Here is a 14,590-nt window from a genome sequence, read left to right as displayed (position 1 = left end):
GGAGGTACTATGAGCGAATTACTATTTAATGAACTTCCTAGACCTACCTTTAGATGGTTGCGTGTTAACCATACTCCAGCAAGTCTTTGGGGAGAATCAGAAACAACTACATCTGTATTGGTAAAAGGTAATGATGCCATTATAAGCCCATTGCCAGCTGGTACAGCTTTGATGAATACAAACTATAAAGGTGCTAATGGTGAGGCTGTAGCTAAGCTTGTAAGCGAAGCTGAAGGCTATCGTATCCATGTGCCTGCTAAGGTAAAAGAAGTGGTAGGTATTCGCATTGATGCGAGCGCACGTATTGCCAGTCGTTTCCAATTTATCGTCGAAGAAGATGCGCAAGTAGAAGTACAATTCTTCTTAGATGGCGGTACAAAAGAGGCGACTAATATTCAATATCTTAATGAATACGATGTAAAATCTAATGCCAAGATTGTCGTTAAAAAAGTAAATCTTTTAGACGAAACTGTACAGCATATCGAACATCGCTATACAAAACTAGAGGATAATGCCGATGTGGAATACATCAATGTAGAAATTGGTGGCAAAGAAAACTTCCTAAACTATGAACATGATTTACAAGGTGAATCTAGTAAAATCGTTCACGATATTGCTTATTTAGGCAATAAGGAACAAAAATTTGATATTGCTATGCTCATGACACATGGTGGTAAAAAATCTTTTAGTGATATTCATACATTAGGTGCCTTAAGCGATACATCTAAAAAATCCTTCCGTGGTACATTGGATTTCCTTCGCGGTGCTGTTGCCTCTGAAGGTGCTGAAGAAGATACATGTTTATTGTTAGATCCTACTGTTAAATCTATTTCTCTACCATTGTTATTGTGTAAAGAAGATAATGTAGTAGGTAATCATGCAGCTAGTGCAGGACAAATTGATCAAAATAAATTGTTCTACCTCATGAGCCGTGGTTTTAGTGAAGTAGAAGCTAAACATATTATTGTAGAATCAATGATTCGACCAATCATCGATCGCATTGGTGATGACGTGATTGAAGAAGCTGCTTTGACTGCAGTACGTAATAAGATTTAAGAGGATTGACTATGAGACCTATTACAGAAGCATATAAGGATTTTCCTATTTTACATAAAGAACATAATGGTCATCGCCTTATCTACTTAGATAGTGGTGCAACGGCGCAAATTCCTCAAATGGTAATGGATCGCCTTACAGACCATATGCTTCATCACAATGGTAATCCACATCGCGGTTCTCATATCCTCGCTATTGAAGCGTCGGAAGCGTATGAAAATGCACGTGACCGCGTTGTTGAGTTTATCAATGCCCGTGAGCGAGAAGAGGTTGTCTTTACCCGTAATAGTACGGAATCGATGAATCTAATCGCTCATAGCTATGGCGCTAATTTTGTTACAAAAGGTGATAAGATTGTCATTACTGTTGCAGAACATCATGCCAATCTTGTTACATGGCAATATGTTGCTGAGAAAACAGGTGCTATATTAGAGTATATGTACTTAGATGAATCGGGCCATTTGAAAGATGGTGAAATCAATAAGATTGATGAAAGTACTAAAATTGTGGCATTTGCCCATGTGAGCAATGTTCTTGGCATGGAATTTCCTGTGAAAGAATTGACTGAAAAAGCTCATTCTGTAGGGGCTATTGTCGTTCTTGACGGAGCTCAGTCTACACCTCATATGAAGGTGGATGTACAAGCCTTGGACTGTGATTTCTTCGTATTCTCTGGTCATAAAATGTGCGCTTCTCAAGGTATTGGTGTGCTCTATGGGAAACGAAAATTACTCGAAAAAATGCCACCATTTTTACTCGGTGGTGATATGATTGAATATGTAAAAGAACAATCTACTACATTCAATGAACTACCATATAAATTCGAAGCTGGTACACCAAATGCTCACGGTGCTGTAACATTACATGCCGCTATTGATTATCTCGAATCTTTCGGCATGGATGCTATTGAGGCACATGAAGAAGAATTGGTATCCTATATATTGCCTAAGATGCTTGAAATCCCTCATGTTCACGTATTGGGATCTCAAAACCCTCGTGAAAAACATGGCGTTATCGCTTTTACAATAGATGATGTACATCCTCATGATGTAGCGACTATCCTTGATTCTAAAGGTATCTGTGTACGCTCTGGACATCATTGTGCACAACCTTTGGGCGCATTCTTTCACGTAGCTGCATCTACACGCCTCAGCATGTATTTATACACGCGTAAAGAAGATTTAGATGCATTCTTAGAAGTATTAAAAACTGTCCGTTCGGTAATGGGCTTTAAAGATTAGGAGACATTCACATGGAAATGGATCAATTGTATACGGAACTTATTTTGGAACATAATCAAGATAAGCGTAATAAACGTGAGTTAAGTGAATTTACTGCTTCCGAACATGGCCACAATCCAAGTTGTGGTGATGATTTGACGCTACAAATTGATGTACAAGATGGCATTATTAAAGATGCAGCTTACACAGGCTCTGGTTGTGCTATCAGCCAAGCTTCAGCATCCATGATGATTGATATTATCAAGGGTAAATCTGTAGAAGAAGCATTGCGTTTGGTAGAATTATTCTTGGGTATGATAAAAAAAGAGGTTACTGACGAATCTAAGCTTGAAGATTTAGAAGATGCTATGGCCTTACAAAATATTTCTAATATGCCTGCTCGTGTAAAATGTGCTGTATTAGCATGGCATACATTAAAAGAGGCTTTAAAGAAATAATTATGAATAAGACCATTATTTTTGACTTGGATGGAACCTTAACAGATTCAGAAGAAGGAATTTTGAAGAGTGTCACATATGCACTCGAATCCTTTGGATATGAAATTCCACCTCATGAAACATTGTTATTATTCTTAGGCCCTCCACTTGTAGATTCATTTCAAGAACACTGTGGCATGGCATTAGAAGAAGCCGAAAAAGTATATAAAAAGTTTGGTGAACGCTATGGTACCATTGGTAAATTCGAAAATCAATTGTATCCTAATATCATCGACCTATTGGACAAGGTTAAAAATGAACATTATACTGTGGCCTTGGCTACGGCTAAGCCAGAAGTTTATGCACGCGAGATTTTAGATCATTTTTCTATTACACAATACTTTGATGTCATTGTAGGAGCCAATTACAAAGAAGGCTTGGTTCATAAGAAAGAGATTCTACAAAAGTCTATCGAATTGTGTGGTAATCCATTAACTGATGATACGGGACGTCGTCTCGTATACATGGTAGGGGATAGAAAATACGATGTTGAGTCAGGCAATGAATTAGGTTGTATATCTATAGGTGTTACCTATGGATATGGTACCGAAACAGAGTTAAACGATGCAAATGCAGAATATCTTTGCGATGATGTAGATGATATTGTTATGACCTTGGACTTAGAGGAAATGCTTGTTCGTAGATAAGACTATTAATGTTCATATTAAAAGGCTAGAGATTCGTCTCTAGCCTTTTTGACGCAGTAAAAAGACCTTGTTCGTATTGAGCAAGGTCTTTTAGATTTTTCTTATGTTATTTTTTTAAGCCACTTTTTTTAGCTAATGATTTGATAACCTTAGCGCTTTGTTTTTTGAGTTTTCCCCCAGTTTGTTTTAATTGGATACGTGTACGGAATACACGACCAAGTGTTGTAATTTTGGTTTTGCGACGCGGTTTCATATCGCGTTCGTTACCAAAATCGCCACGTTGGACAGTGGTTGCTTTTACCTTTTCAGAGCCAAATGATTGACGTAAGGATTTCATAAATTGTGTAAGTGGTAGAGTACGATTGAAGGCGAATAAATCAACTGCTACATAACCCAATTCCGGATACGCATGTAATGTGAAGTGAAATTGTTTTGCAATAGCAAGAACGACAATTTCATCATCCATAACTTGATAGTTAATTTCGTCTAATTCAATATCTGCTAACTCAAATGCAGCAGCTACACTTTCTTGTACGGCTGCAGCGGAAGAGAGGGATTCTTCATTGCAAGAGTATAAATCTAGTAATAATTGATGACCTAATGCATCTGCCATTGTAGCACCTTCTTTCGTACATACGTTATTATATCTTTAATATTATACATTGAATTCTTATATTAGTCTATTCGTAGAAACATTTACGTACATACATTGATTTGTTGGGGCAATTCATGTAATAAATTTACGTATTTAGGTAATAGTCAAATAATAATTTATAAAAATTTGACTTTATATTTGACAATAGTCAAATAGTCAAATATAATAAAGCTATATTAAAAGAACAAAAAGACAAATTAAGAGATAAATTTATAAAGAGGTGTTATTATGAGCGTTATAGCTGATAAAATAGAAAAATTTATACTTAATAAATTAACAGAAGAACAAGAAAGATTGATTTTAAAGAGAAATGAGTTGGCCGATGAATTAGATTGTGCACCATCTCAGATTAGCTATGTATTGAGTACGCGTTTTTCTAATGAACGAGGATTTGATGTTGAATCTAGACGTGGATTAGGTGGATATATTAGAATTCGTAAGTTGCAACCAGAATCTTCTAATATGGTACCAGCAGTGACAACCTATCATATCTATGAAGGTCCAAATCGCGTGGAACGGTTAATCGATTTACGCGATGTTGATCAATCTTTATTTCAATTGTTACAAGATAATAAAATTACAAAGCGCGAGGCTCAAATGATGCATAATTCATTTGCCAGCATCATTGAACATGTAGATTATGAATCTAGAAATGATGCTATTCGCAATCTTTATGCATCCATGATAGAGACATTGCGGAAGGAGTGATGTCATATGAAATGCGATCATTGCCATACAAACGAAGCAACAGTGCATATGACAAATATCGTCAATAATCAAAAAACAGAACAACATTTATGTTCGTCCTGTGCTAATAAATTACAAAAAGATGGTAAGTTATCTCCCTTTAGTTCTTTCGTAAATGATATTTGGGACAATGACTTTTTCTCCAATGATTTTTTCAAAAATATGGTGTACCCAGACCATATGTTGCAATCACAGCAGATGAAACGCTGTCCAAATTGTGGAAATACATTTGAAGATTTTAATCGATTTGGGAAATTTGGATGTCCTAGTTGTTACGAAACTTTTAAAAATCAGATTGCATCATTGGTTCAACGCATTCAAGGGTCAGTTGAATATGAAGGACGCGTACCAAACCAAGGGCATAATGTGTTTAAAGCACAATATGAAATTAAGCAATTACGACGTCAATTAGAAACGGCCATAAGTGATGAAAACTTTGAAGAAGCAGCTCAAATTAGAGATAAAATCAAAGCTTTAGAATCGAAGGTCGATAGTAAAGAGAATTGAGGAGGATAGTATGTTTGATAATATATTAGATGCAGCCCTTAGTAAATGGCTCCAACATACGCCATCCGATTCAGATCATATCGTTATTTCTAGTCGTATACGATTAGCTCGGAATTTCAGAGACACATTATTTACCAATAAAAATGATGAAGTCGCTCTACATCATGTTGATTCCATTGCACGTGGTTTAGTTACTACGTTAAAAGATTCCGACAATCAAGATTATTACTGTATTAGTCTTGATAAATTGTCCGATATAGAGCGTGCCATTCTTGTGGAAAAACATTTGATTAGTCCTGTTATGGCTGAAAAAATGCCATATCGTAGCTTACTTGTATCCGATGACGCATCGGTAGCAATTATGGTTAATGAAGAGGACCATTTGCGCATACAAACTATGGAGGCGGGCCTGAATTTAATAGATGCTTTTCACCATGCAGAACGCATTGATGATGCTATTGATGAGAAGCAACCATTTGCGTTTGATGAATCTTTTGGCTATTTAACTGCATGCCCAACGAATGTGGGTGCCGGTTTACGCGCCTCTGTTATGCTTCATCTTCCTGCATTAGCAATGACTAGACGCATTAATCGTCTTGTTCGGAGTATTGTTCAGCTTGGTTATTCTGTGCGCGGTTTATATGGCGAAGGTTCTGACGCATTAGGTCATATTTATCAGGTGTCTAATCAACGTACGATGGGCATTAGCGAAGCCGATACCATTGAGCAATTGACGAAAATTGTAGAAGGTATCATAGCAGAAGAGCGAAAATGTCGTCAAACATTGGTGCACAATGATAAAGATGGTCTTGAAGATCATTTGTGGCGGTCCTATGGTATATTGCGATATGCAAGGTCTATAAGTGGTCAGGAGTCCCTAGAAAAATTAAGCGATGTTCAATTAGGTGTAGATTTAAATATCTTACCAGCATGGTCGAACGATAGTTTTAATGAGTTGGTGGCTATTACAAGACCTAATTTTTTACTTAAATATATGGGAAAAGAAGAGATAAGTCCTCAAGAATGTGATAATTATAGAGCAACAGTTATTAGAGAAAAACTTTCACAAAAATAATAAGTGATTTTCCTGTTTTCTATGGTATTTAAGAATACTATTCATGGAGATATTCAAGAAATTCCATTTTATATAGATTGATAAAATGTACCTTCATTTCATGAATGAAGTTTATATAAAGAGCGCAAACTGATGTTTGCGAACGAGGTAATACATATGATGCAACGATTTACAGATGATGCACAACGAGTGTTATCCTTCGCCCAAGAAGCGGCCTTAGAACTAGGGCATGACTATGTGGGAACGGAGCATGTACTCATCGGGCTCATAAAGGTTAAAAATGGTGTTGCCGCAAAGGCTCTTAATGAGCTTGGTCTCAGTGCAGAGACTATTATTGAAGATGTTGAAGAGCATATAGGACGAGGTAATAAGAAGGCTAGTTCCGTCTATATGACTCCCCGTGTAAAACATGTGCTGGAGTTAGCTGTTGAAGTGGCTAATCATATGAACCACAATTATGTGGGGACAGAACATATTCTATTAGGTCTGTTGAGCGATGGTGGTGGCGTAGCAGTAGGTATATTGCGCAATCATAATATTCGTGCAAATGATATTGTGGATACGATTCGAACAATTCTCGGATCTTCTGACAGCGCTAGTCATAGTGGGGAAGATAGGAAAGACAATAGTTCATTAGGTGAACTTGCTGATTTTAGCACAGATTTAAATGAATCGGCTAAGCAAGGTAAAATTGACCCCGTTATTGGTCGAGATAAAGAGATTGCGAGGGTCATTCAAATTTTGAGCCGCCGCACTAAAAATAATCCGGTGCTTATCGGTGAACCAGGTGTAGGTAAAACGGCTATTGCAGAAGGGTTGGCTCAGCGCATCGTAAATGGTAATGTACCAGAAATTTTGCGTAATAAGCGAATTATTTCATTGAGCATCAGTTCCATGCTAGCCGGTGCAAAATATCGTGGTGAATTTGAAGAACGATTGAAAAAAGCAATCGATGAAGTTCAAAAACATGACGATATGATTATATTCATCGATGAAATTCATACATTAGTTGGCGCTGGTGCTACTGAGGGCGCTATGGATGCTGCGAATATTTTAAAACCTGCATTGGCTCGTGGTGAGTTTCAAGTGATTGGCGCTACAACCTTGGATGAATATAAAAAACATATAGAAAAAGATGCTGCTTTAGAACGCAGATTTCAACCTGTTCTTGTTGGTGAGCCATCAGAGGAAGATGCACTTGAAATTTTAAAAGGGTTACGTGATCGGTATGAGGCCTTCCATAAGGCAAAGATTACCGACGAAGCATTGGCAGCCGCGGTTTCACTATCCAGTCGTTATATTACGGATCGGTTCTTGCCGGATAAGGCTATTGATGTTGTCGATGAGGCAGCATCTAAGGTGCGGATGAAAGTGTTTTCTGCCGCACCCGATGTGAAAGCATTAGAGACACAATTAGCAGATGTAAAAAAGGAAAAAGAAGCTGCTGTAACAGCTCAAGAATTTGAGAAGGCGGCTGAGATGCGCGATGAAGAAAAGCGCATTGAAAAGGAAATCAACGATAAGAAAAAAGCGGCTAAGGAAAATAGCGATGCTAAGTTAGTTGTGACTGACGAAGATATCGCCTCTGTTGTAGCACAATGGACGGGGATTCCTGTTTCTAAAATCGCACAGGAAGAATCTGAATCATTATTACATCTAGAAGAAGAGCTTCATAAACGTGTCATTGGTCAAGATGAGGCTGTTGTGGCCGTTTCTAAGGCTGTTCGCCGCGCTAGAGCTGGTTTAAAAGATCCTAAACGTCCTATTGGGTCATTCTTATTCTTAGGACCTACTGGTGTTGGGAAAACCGAATTGGCTCGTGCCCTAGCTGTTGCCTTATTTGGTGATGAGACGGCGATGATTCGTCTAGATATGTCCGAATATATGGAAAAGCATACTGTATCGCGTTTAGTAGGTGCGCCTCCAGGCTATGTTGGTTATGAAGAAGGTGGACAATTAACTGATGCAGTTCGCCGCAAACCATATAGCGTAATTTTACTTGACGAAGTAGAAAAGGCTCATGCAGATTTCTTTAATATCTTATTGCAGGTTCTTGATGATGGTCGATTAACAGATAGTCAGGGTCGTACTGTTGATTTTAGAAATACTGTTATCATCATGACGAGTAATCTAGGTGCTAAAGCTTTGCGTAAGGATTCACCTGAACTAGGATTTTTAGCAGCTAAGAAGGCTGATAGCAACACTGAAGATGTCAGTGTTGTTAATTTTAAGGAAGCAAAAAAATCTGTTATGGATTCGGTAAAGCGCCATTTCCGTCCTGAATTTTTGAATCGCATAGATGAAATGATTGTATTCCATGCTTTAACGTCAAATGATTTAAAACAAATTGTTACAATTTTAATGGATACTGTAGTAAAACGTCTTGGTGATATGGGATTATCACTAGAAATTTCACCAGCTGCTATGGATTTGCTTGTGAAAGAAGGATCTGATTTCTCAATGGGCGCACGTCCATTGAAACGAGCTATTCAACGGTTAATTGAAGATCCTATATCAGATCTTATTTTACAAGGTAATGCTCCTGAAGGAGCTATCATCAAGGCCGATGTAGAAGATGAACACATTGTGGTAAAAGCTTCTAAATAATTGGGAATAGATATTGTTTTCATACAGTCTTTTATGTAAAATTTAATGTCAAAATGGTATACTATTAGTGATAATAGTTGACCGTAGTATAAATTATGCACAAAAGGTCATGAGTGAATTATCATTCATGACCTTTTACTTTTCATGGGGGTTGTATGGCAAAGGTAAAAACAGTTTTCTTTTGTAATAATTGTGGTGCTGAATCTGCCAAGTGGATGGGAAAATGCCCTCAATGCGGTGAATGGAATACACTGGTTGAAGAAGTGGTGAAAGATACTAAACATAGCCGTACACCATCTGTGCGTGGGGTGGGCACCAATACGACTAAACCCGTGGCATTGCCAGATATTGAGATGTCAGCTGTGTCTAGAATTCCTACGACCTATAAGGAAATAGATAGAGTGCTTGGAGGCGGTATTGTGCCCGGTGCATTAATGTTATTAGGTGGTGACCCTGGTATTGGTAAATCAACACTGCTTTTACAAGTTTCTCAAAAAGTGGCCGATACAGTTGGTACTGTTTTATATGCATCTGGCGAAGAATCACAATTACAATTAAAATTGCGAGCGGAACGATTACATATTAATAGCAAACGATTACATGTTATAGCCGATACAGATTTAGACCATATTCTTGAGGTCGCATTAGATCAAAAACCATCATTACTGGTCATCGACTCCATACAAACAATGTTTACTGCAGATATCGAAGCCGCACCTGGTAGTGTTAGTCAAGTTCGTGAGTGTACATCGCGTTTATTACGGTTTTGTAAAGAACAGAATATTCCCACCATTATCATTGGTCATGTAACAAAGGAAGGCAATATTGCAGGCCCTCGTATGCTTGAACATATGGTGGATGTAGTACTCTATTTTGAAGGGGAACGTTCCTATCAGTTCCGTATATTACGAACCATCAAAAATCGTTTTGGTTCCACATCGGAAACCGGTATTTTTACCATGATTGAAGATGGTTTAGCAGAGCTGGCTAATCCGTCGGCGTCCTTGTTAGCTGAACGAGCAGATGATGAAAGTGGTAGTGCGGTCATGATTTATCTTGAAGGGGTTCGTCCCATTCTGGTAGAGGTTCAAAGTTTGGTAGCTACAACAGCCTTTGGAATGCCAAGGCGTACGGCTATTGGCTATGATTTGAATCGTCTAATTGTGCTACTAGCAGTATTGGAAAAACGCTGCGGCTTTACGTTGGGCAATAAGGATGTCTACGTCAATGTAATCGGTGGGTTAAAGGTTAATGAACCGGCTTGTGATTTATCGATGGCCGTTGCCATTGTATCCAATTTAAAAAATCGCGTAGTGCCTCATGACATGGTGATTCTTGGAGAGGTTGGATTGACCGGTAATGTTCGTAGTATCCCACGCATAGAACAACGAATTAATGAAGCTAAGAAATTGGGCTTTACAAAGTTTATTATCCCAGAAGGGAATTATAAGCAAATTAAGCACGATGATAAGTCTATTCAAATCCGTGGCGTTACGTCAATTGCACAAGCGATGCAACTCGCATTTTCTTAATACATGTTATAGTTCATAGAAGGCTAATACATTGAGTATAAACTCTATGGTATTTGAAGGAGGTGATGCCATGATTTATGGCATTTTACGGTATGTGATTGCTATCCTTATCGGTACGGCCGCATACGTAGGTATGGACAATTTAGCCCCTATTATTGATCCTTATTTAGTATCTCAATTTGCAAGCTTTGGAGATATGTCGCTCACTGTAGCACGTATTTCAGTTATTGTGCTTGGTACGATAATTGGTATTTTAATAGGCTATTTTATTTCGTCCTTTATTTTAAAACAAGGTTTAGTCATTGCTAGACGATTGGAACGGGTATTAACACATATTCCTAACCAAGAATTGATTGCAGGCACCATCGGTTTATTATTTGGTCTTATTATTGCTAATTTAATTGGTGCAGCATTCAATCAGGTTCCTATTATTGGACCGTATATTTCAATCATCTTAAGTGCCATTTTTGGCTATAGCGGTGTACGTTTGATGGCCCGTAAGGGACCTGAAATGTATCTTAACTATTTAAAGCAATGGAAACGCAGTGAAGCGGGGACTAAAAAAAGTAGAGGCTTCAACATGTTTGGATCTCACAAGTCCAGTGACTCAAATTCAACTGCAAAGTTATTAGATACTTCTGTTATTATTGATGGGCGTATTAAGGAGCTGTGCGCTACTGGGTTTATTGATGGCCCATTGATAGTTCCTGTCTTTGTTTTAAATGAGTTACAAATCATATCTGATTCCGCAGATGCGATGAAACGAAATCGTGGCCGTCGTGGGTTAGATATTTTAAAAGAAATGCAGGATGCAAAACTGGTATCTATTGAAATTGTAGAAGATGACTATGATGATCTACACGAAGTTGACTCTAAACTCATGCGATTAGCTTTAGAGAAACAATGGAAGCTTATGACAAATGATTTTAATCTCAATAAGGTGGCTCGTGTACAAGGTATTAAGGTTTTAAATTTAAACGAATTAGCCAATGTCTTAAAACCAGCCCTCATTGCAGGTGAATGGATTCGCGTACAAGTGATGAAGGAAGGTAAAGAGATTCAACAAGGCGTTGCCTACTTAGATGATGGGACTATGATTGTCGTAGAAGATGGTCGTCCATATGTAGGTCAAGAGGTTGAGGTTATGGTTACATCCATTTTACAAACCAGTGCAGGTCGTATGATTTTTGCGCGTGTAGATGGAGGTAAGCATGAGTAAGGTTAGCTGTATCGTATTAGCTGCCGGTGCAGGTCGCCGGATGGGTCATGATGAGAACAAAATTTTCATTAAACTTGGCAATAAATCGATTATTCAATGGACGTTAAGTAACATTGAACAAGTTAAAGCAGTGAGTGAAGTCATTCTCGTTGTTGCTGATGGCGAAGCAGCCTATATGGAGCAGCATATTGCATCATTAGGGCTTTCAAAATCAATTAAAATTATCACAGGTGGCAAAGAGCGGCAAGATTCTGTATATGCAGGTTTACAAGCGGTTAGCGATGATATGGATATTGTCCTCGTTCACGATGGAGCTAGACCTTTAGCAAAGCCAGAGTTATTTGAACGTGTCATTGAAGAGGCCGAAACTCATGGTGCTGTGACTATAGGCGTACCATCTACAGATACGATTAAGCGTGTTGATATCGATGGACAGGTTTTAGAAACATTGAATCGTAACGAGTTGATGAATATTCAAACGCCACAAGGTTTCCTAAAAAATATATTTAAAGAAGCTCAAGAAACGGCTAAGCGTGATGCTTATTTGGGAACGGACGACGTGTCCTTAGTTGAATATATCGGTAAAGATGTGTACATTTTAGATGGCGATTATGAGAACATTAAGGTTACTACACCAAACGATATAGCGGTGGCTAAACGGTATTTAGGAATCAAGGAGCAACAGATGCGCGTAGGTTTTGGATATGACATTCATCGATTGAAGGAAGGAAGACCTTGTATTTTGGGCGGTGTTCATATCGAATCGCCTGTTGGACCCGATGGTCATTCCGATGCAGATGTATTGATTCATGCGCTGATGGATGCCTTACTTGGTGCTGCTGGTTTAAAGGATATAGGCTACTATTTTCCACCAGAAGATGATGCATATAAAGGGATTTCTAGCATGATTTTATTAAAACATGTGAATTCCTTGTTGAAAGAAAGAGGCTTAGAAGCCTATAATATAGATATTATGGTTATTTCTGAAACGCCAAAATTAAAGCCACACATCGATACGATGAAGGCTAATTTACAATCTGTTTTAGAAATTCCATTAGATCGCATTAGTATTAAGGCTACTACCAATGAAATGCTTGGCGCCATCGGTCGCCGTGAAGGCATTGCAGCACAGGCAGTAGTTTCCGTATATGAAGGAGAGGTTTAATTATGAAGGTACGTTTTGCGCCAAGTCCAACAGGTCCATTTCATATTGGCGGTGCTCGATCCGCTTTGTTCAACTGGCTATTAGCACGTAAGGAAAAAGGTACGTTTGTACTTCGCATAGAGGATACAGATTTATCTCGTTCTACTCGTGAAAGTGAAGAAAATATTAAAGCATCTTTGCAATGGCTCGGTATGAATTGGGATGAAGGCATCGACGTAGGTGGTGAAAATGGCCCTTATCGTCAAACAGAACGTCTTGATTTGTATAATGAAGTAACACAACGCTTACTTGATGAAGACAAAGCTTATGAATGCTTCTGTACAGCTGAAGAGCTTGATGAAGTACGTCAGGCGCAAATGGAACGCGGTGAAACCCCTAAATATAATGGTCATTGTTGCCATCTTACAGAAGAAGAAAAAGAAAAATATCGTGCAGAAGGTAGAAAACCAACTATCCGTCTTCGCGTACCTTTGAATAAAACCTATGCATTCGATGATATGGTTCGTGGTCATGTATCCTTCGAGTCCAATGGTGTAGGTGACTTTGTAATCGTAAAATCCGATGGTATCCCTGTATATAATTTTGCCGTTGTAATGGATGACCATATGATGAAAATTACTCACGTTATTCGCGCGGAAGAACATTTATCCAATACACCTCGTCAAATGGCTATCTACGAAGCACTTGGTTGGGAAATTCCTACATTTGGTCATATCTCCTTGATTCTTGGCAAAGATTATAAGAAGATGTCTAAACGTCATGGTGCTACATCTGTTGATCAATATAAGCAATTGGGCTACTTGCCAGAAGCATTAGTAAACTTCTTGGCACTTCTTGGTTGGGCTCCAGAAGGTGAAGAAGAATTCTTTACACAAGATGAATTAATTCAAGCCTTCTCCATGGATCGCGTTGCTAAGAACCCAGCTGTATTTGATATCGATAAATTAAACCACATCAATTTCCATTACATGAAAAACTTGAGCGATGAAGAATTATTCCACCTTTGTTTGCCACATTTAAAAGAAGTTGGTTTAGCTCCAGATAGCTTGAATCAATCTGATATTGATTGGTTAACATTACTTTGTTCTACATTCCGTGATCATATTAGCTTTGGTGCTCAAATTAAAGATCATGTAGGCATGTTCATGGGGGAAACAGTATTCCTCGAAGAAGGTCATGAAGAAGAGTTAAAGGCAGTGCTTAACGAAGAATCTGCGCCAACTGTATTGAATGCTTTCAAAGAAAAATTAGCAGACATGGAAGAAGTTACACCAGAAGCCGTTAAAAAGGCTATCAAGGCTGTTATGAAAGAAACTGCTTTGAAAGGTAAATTTGTATTCATGCCATTGCGTGTTGCCTTGACTGGTCAAATGCATGGTCCTGACTTAAACAATATCGTTACATTGCTTGGTAAAGAAAAATGCTTACATCATTTAGACAATGTAGGTGCTTTAACTAAATAATAGAACTATTGAAAGGCTCTCATACCTATGGTGTGAGGGCCTTTGTTGTATATAATGTACAGATTTGCTATAATTATCGGCGTATTTTATTTTAATTTTTATGAAAGTGAGTGTTTTGATGAGTTTAATTCGATCTATTAACCATCTCTTCAATAGCTATCTATCTTGGATAGTTTTATTGATGGCCGTATTAGCTTATA

General features: G+C 38.1%; 13 protein-coding genes and 1 pseudogene. 13 read left to right on the top strand and 1 reads right to left on the bottom strand.

Annotated features, from left to right (window positions below; translation table 11 throughout):
* Window positions 1-9 precede the first annotated feature (9 nt).
* Genes RYP29_RS05100 through RYP29_RS05085 form a run of 4 tightly spaced genes read left to right on the top strand, consistent with a single transcriptional unit; the run spans window position 10 to window position 3,420 of the window.
* Entirely contained in the window at window positions 10-1,056 is a 1,047-nt protein-coding gene (locus tag RYP29_RS05100; RefSeq protein WP_311532538.1) for a SufD family Fe-S cluster assembly protein, read from the top strand.
* An 11-nt stretch (window positions 1,057-1,067) separates the two neighbouring features.
* Window positions 1,068-2,297, top strand: coding sequence for a SufS family cysteine desulfurase (locus tag RYP29_RS05095; RefSeq protein ID WP_311532537.1), 1,230 nt, complete (start codon window positions 1,068-1,070; stop codon window positions 2,295-2,297).
* A gap of 11 nt (window positions 2,298-2,308) precedes the next feature.
* Entirely contained in the window at window positions 2,309-2,734 is a 426-nt protein-coding gene (gene sufU / locus RYP29_RS05090; RefSeq protein ID WP_005378700.1) for a Fe-S cluster assembly sulfur transfer protein SufU, read from the top strand.
* Window positions 2,735-2,736: 2 nt separating this feature from the next.
* Entirely contained in the window at window positions 2,737-3,420 is a 684-nt protein-coding gene (locus RYP29_RS05085; protein ID WP_311532536.1) for an HAD hydrolase-like protein, read from the top strand.
* 106 nt (window positions 3,421-3,526) lie between these two features.
* On the opposite strand, the gene RYP29_RS05080 is transcribed toward RYP29_RS05085, so the two are convergent.
* Window positions 3,527-4,033 carry an S-adenosylmethionine decarboxylase family protein gene (locus RYP29_RS05080; protein WP_005378718.1) on the bottom strand — a complete coding sequence of 169 codons (507 nt, stop codon included), beginning with the start codon at window positions 4,031-4,033 and terminating at the stop codon, window positions 3,527-3,529.
* Window positions 4,034-4,303: 270 nt separating this feature from the next.
* Here RYP29_RS05080 and RYP29_RS05075 point away from each other — a divergent pair, with 270 nt between their 5' ends.
* The 9 genes and pseudogenes from RYP29_RS05075 to RYP29_RS05035 all read left to right on the top strand — a co-directional run.
* On the top strand, window positions 4,304-4,783 hold the full coding sequence (locus RYP29_RS05075) for a CtsR family transcriptional regulator (RefSeq protein WP_005378713.1): 480 nt from the start codon (window positions 4,304-4,306) through the stop codon (window positions 4,781-4,783).
* 6 nt (window positions 4,784-4,789) lie between these two features.
* Entirely contained in the window at window positions 4,790-5,329 is a 540-nt protein-coding gene (locus RYP29_RS05070; RefSeq protein WP_311532535.1) for a UvrB/UvrC motif-containing protein, read from the top strand.
* 10 nt (window positions 5,330-5,339) lie between these two features.
* Window positions 5,340-6,404, top strand: a complete 1,065-nt coding sequence (locus RYP29_RS05065) for a protein arginine kinase (RefSeq protein ID WP_311532534.1) — start codon at window positions 5,340-5,342, stop codon at window positions 6,402-6,404.
* A 156-nt stretch (window positions 6,405-6,560) separates the two neighbouring features.
* Complete coding sequence (locus RYP29_RS05060) at window positions 6,561-9,011, top strand: ATP-dependent Clp protease ATP-binding subunit (RefSeq protein ID WP_311532533.1); 2,451 nt, start codon at window positions 6,561-6,563, stop codon at window positions 9,009-9,011.
* Between the two features lie 155 nt (window positions 9,012-9,166).
* Window positions 9,167-10,543, top strand: coding sequence for a DNA repair protein RadA (gene radA / locus RYP29_RS05055; RefSeq protein WP_311532532.1), 1,377 nt, complete (start codon window positions 9,167-9,169; stop codon window positions 10,541-10,543).
* A gap of 70 nt (window positions 10,544-10,613) precedes the next feature.
* A complete protein-coding gene (locus RYP29_RS05050) occupies window positions 10,614-11,762 on the top strand; it encodes a PIN/TRAM domain-containing protein (RefSeq protein WP_302943241.1) in 1,149 nt (382 codons plus the stop codon).
* A complete protein-coding gene (gene ispD / locus RYP29_RS05045) occupies window positions 11,755-12,927 on the top strand; it encodes a 2-C-methyl-D-erythritol 4-phosphate cytidylyltransferase (RefSeq protein WP_311532531.1) in 1,173 nt (390 codons plus the stop codon). Before RYP29_RS05050 ends, ispD begins: the two co-directional genes overlap by 8 nt.
* Before the next feature lie 2 nt (window positions 12,928-12,929).
* Complete coding sequence (gene gltX / locus RYP29_RS05040; RefSeq protein ID WP_311532530.1) at window positions 12,930-14,390, top strand: glutamate--tRNA ligase; 1,461 nt, start codon at window positions 12,930-12,932, stop codon at window positions 14,388-14,390.
* Window positions 14,391-14,490: 100 nt separating this feature from the next.
* A pseudogene (locus RYP29_RS05035) lies at window positions 14,491-14,590 on the top strand (bile acid:sodium symporter family protein); the annotation flags it as partial.

This window comes from uncultured Veillonella sp. (assembly GCF_963534045.1).
Taxonomy (GTDB): Bacteria; Bacillota; Negativicutes; order Veillonellales; family Veillonellaceae; genus Veillonella.
This window is presented reverse-complemented; position numbering and strand designations above follow the sequence as displayed.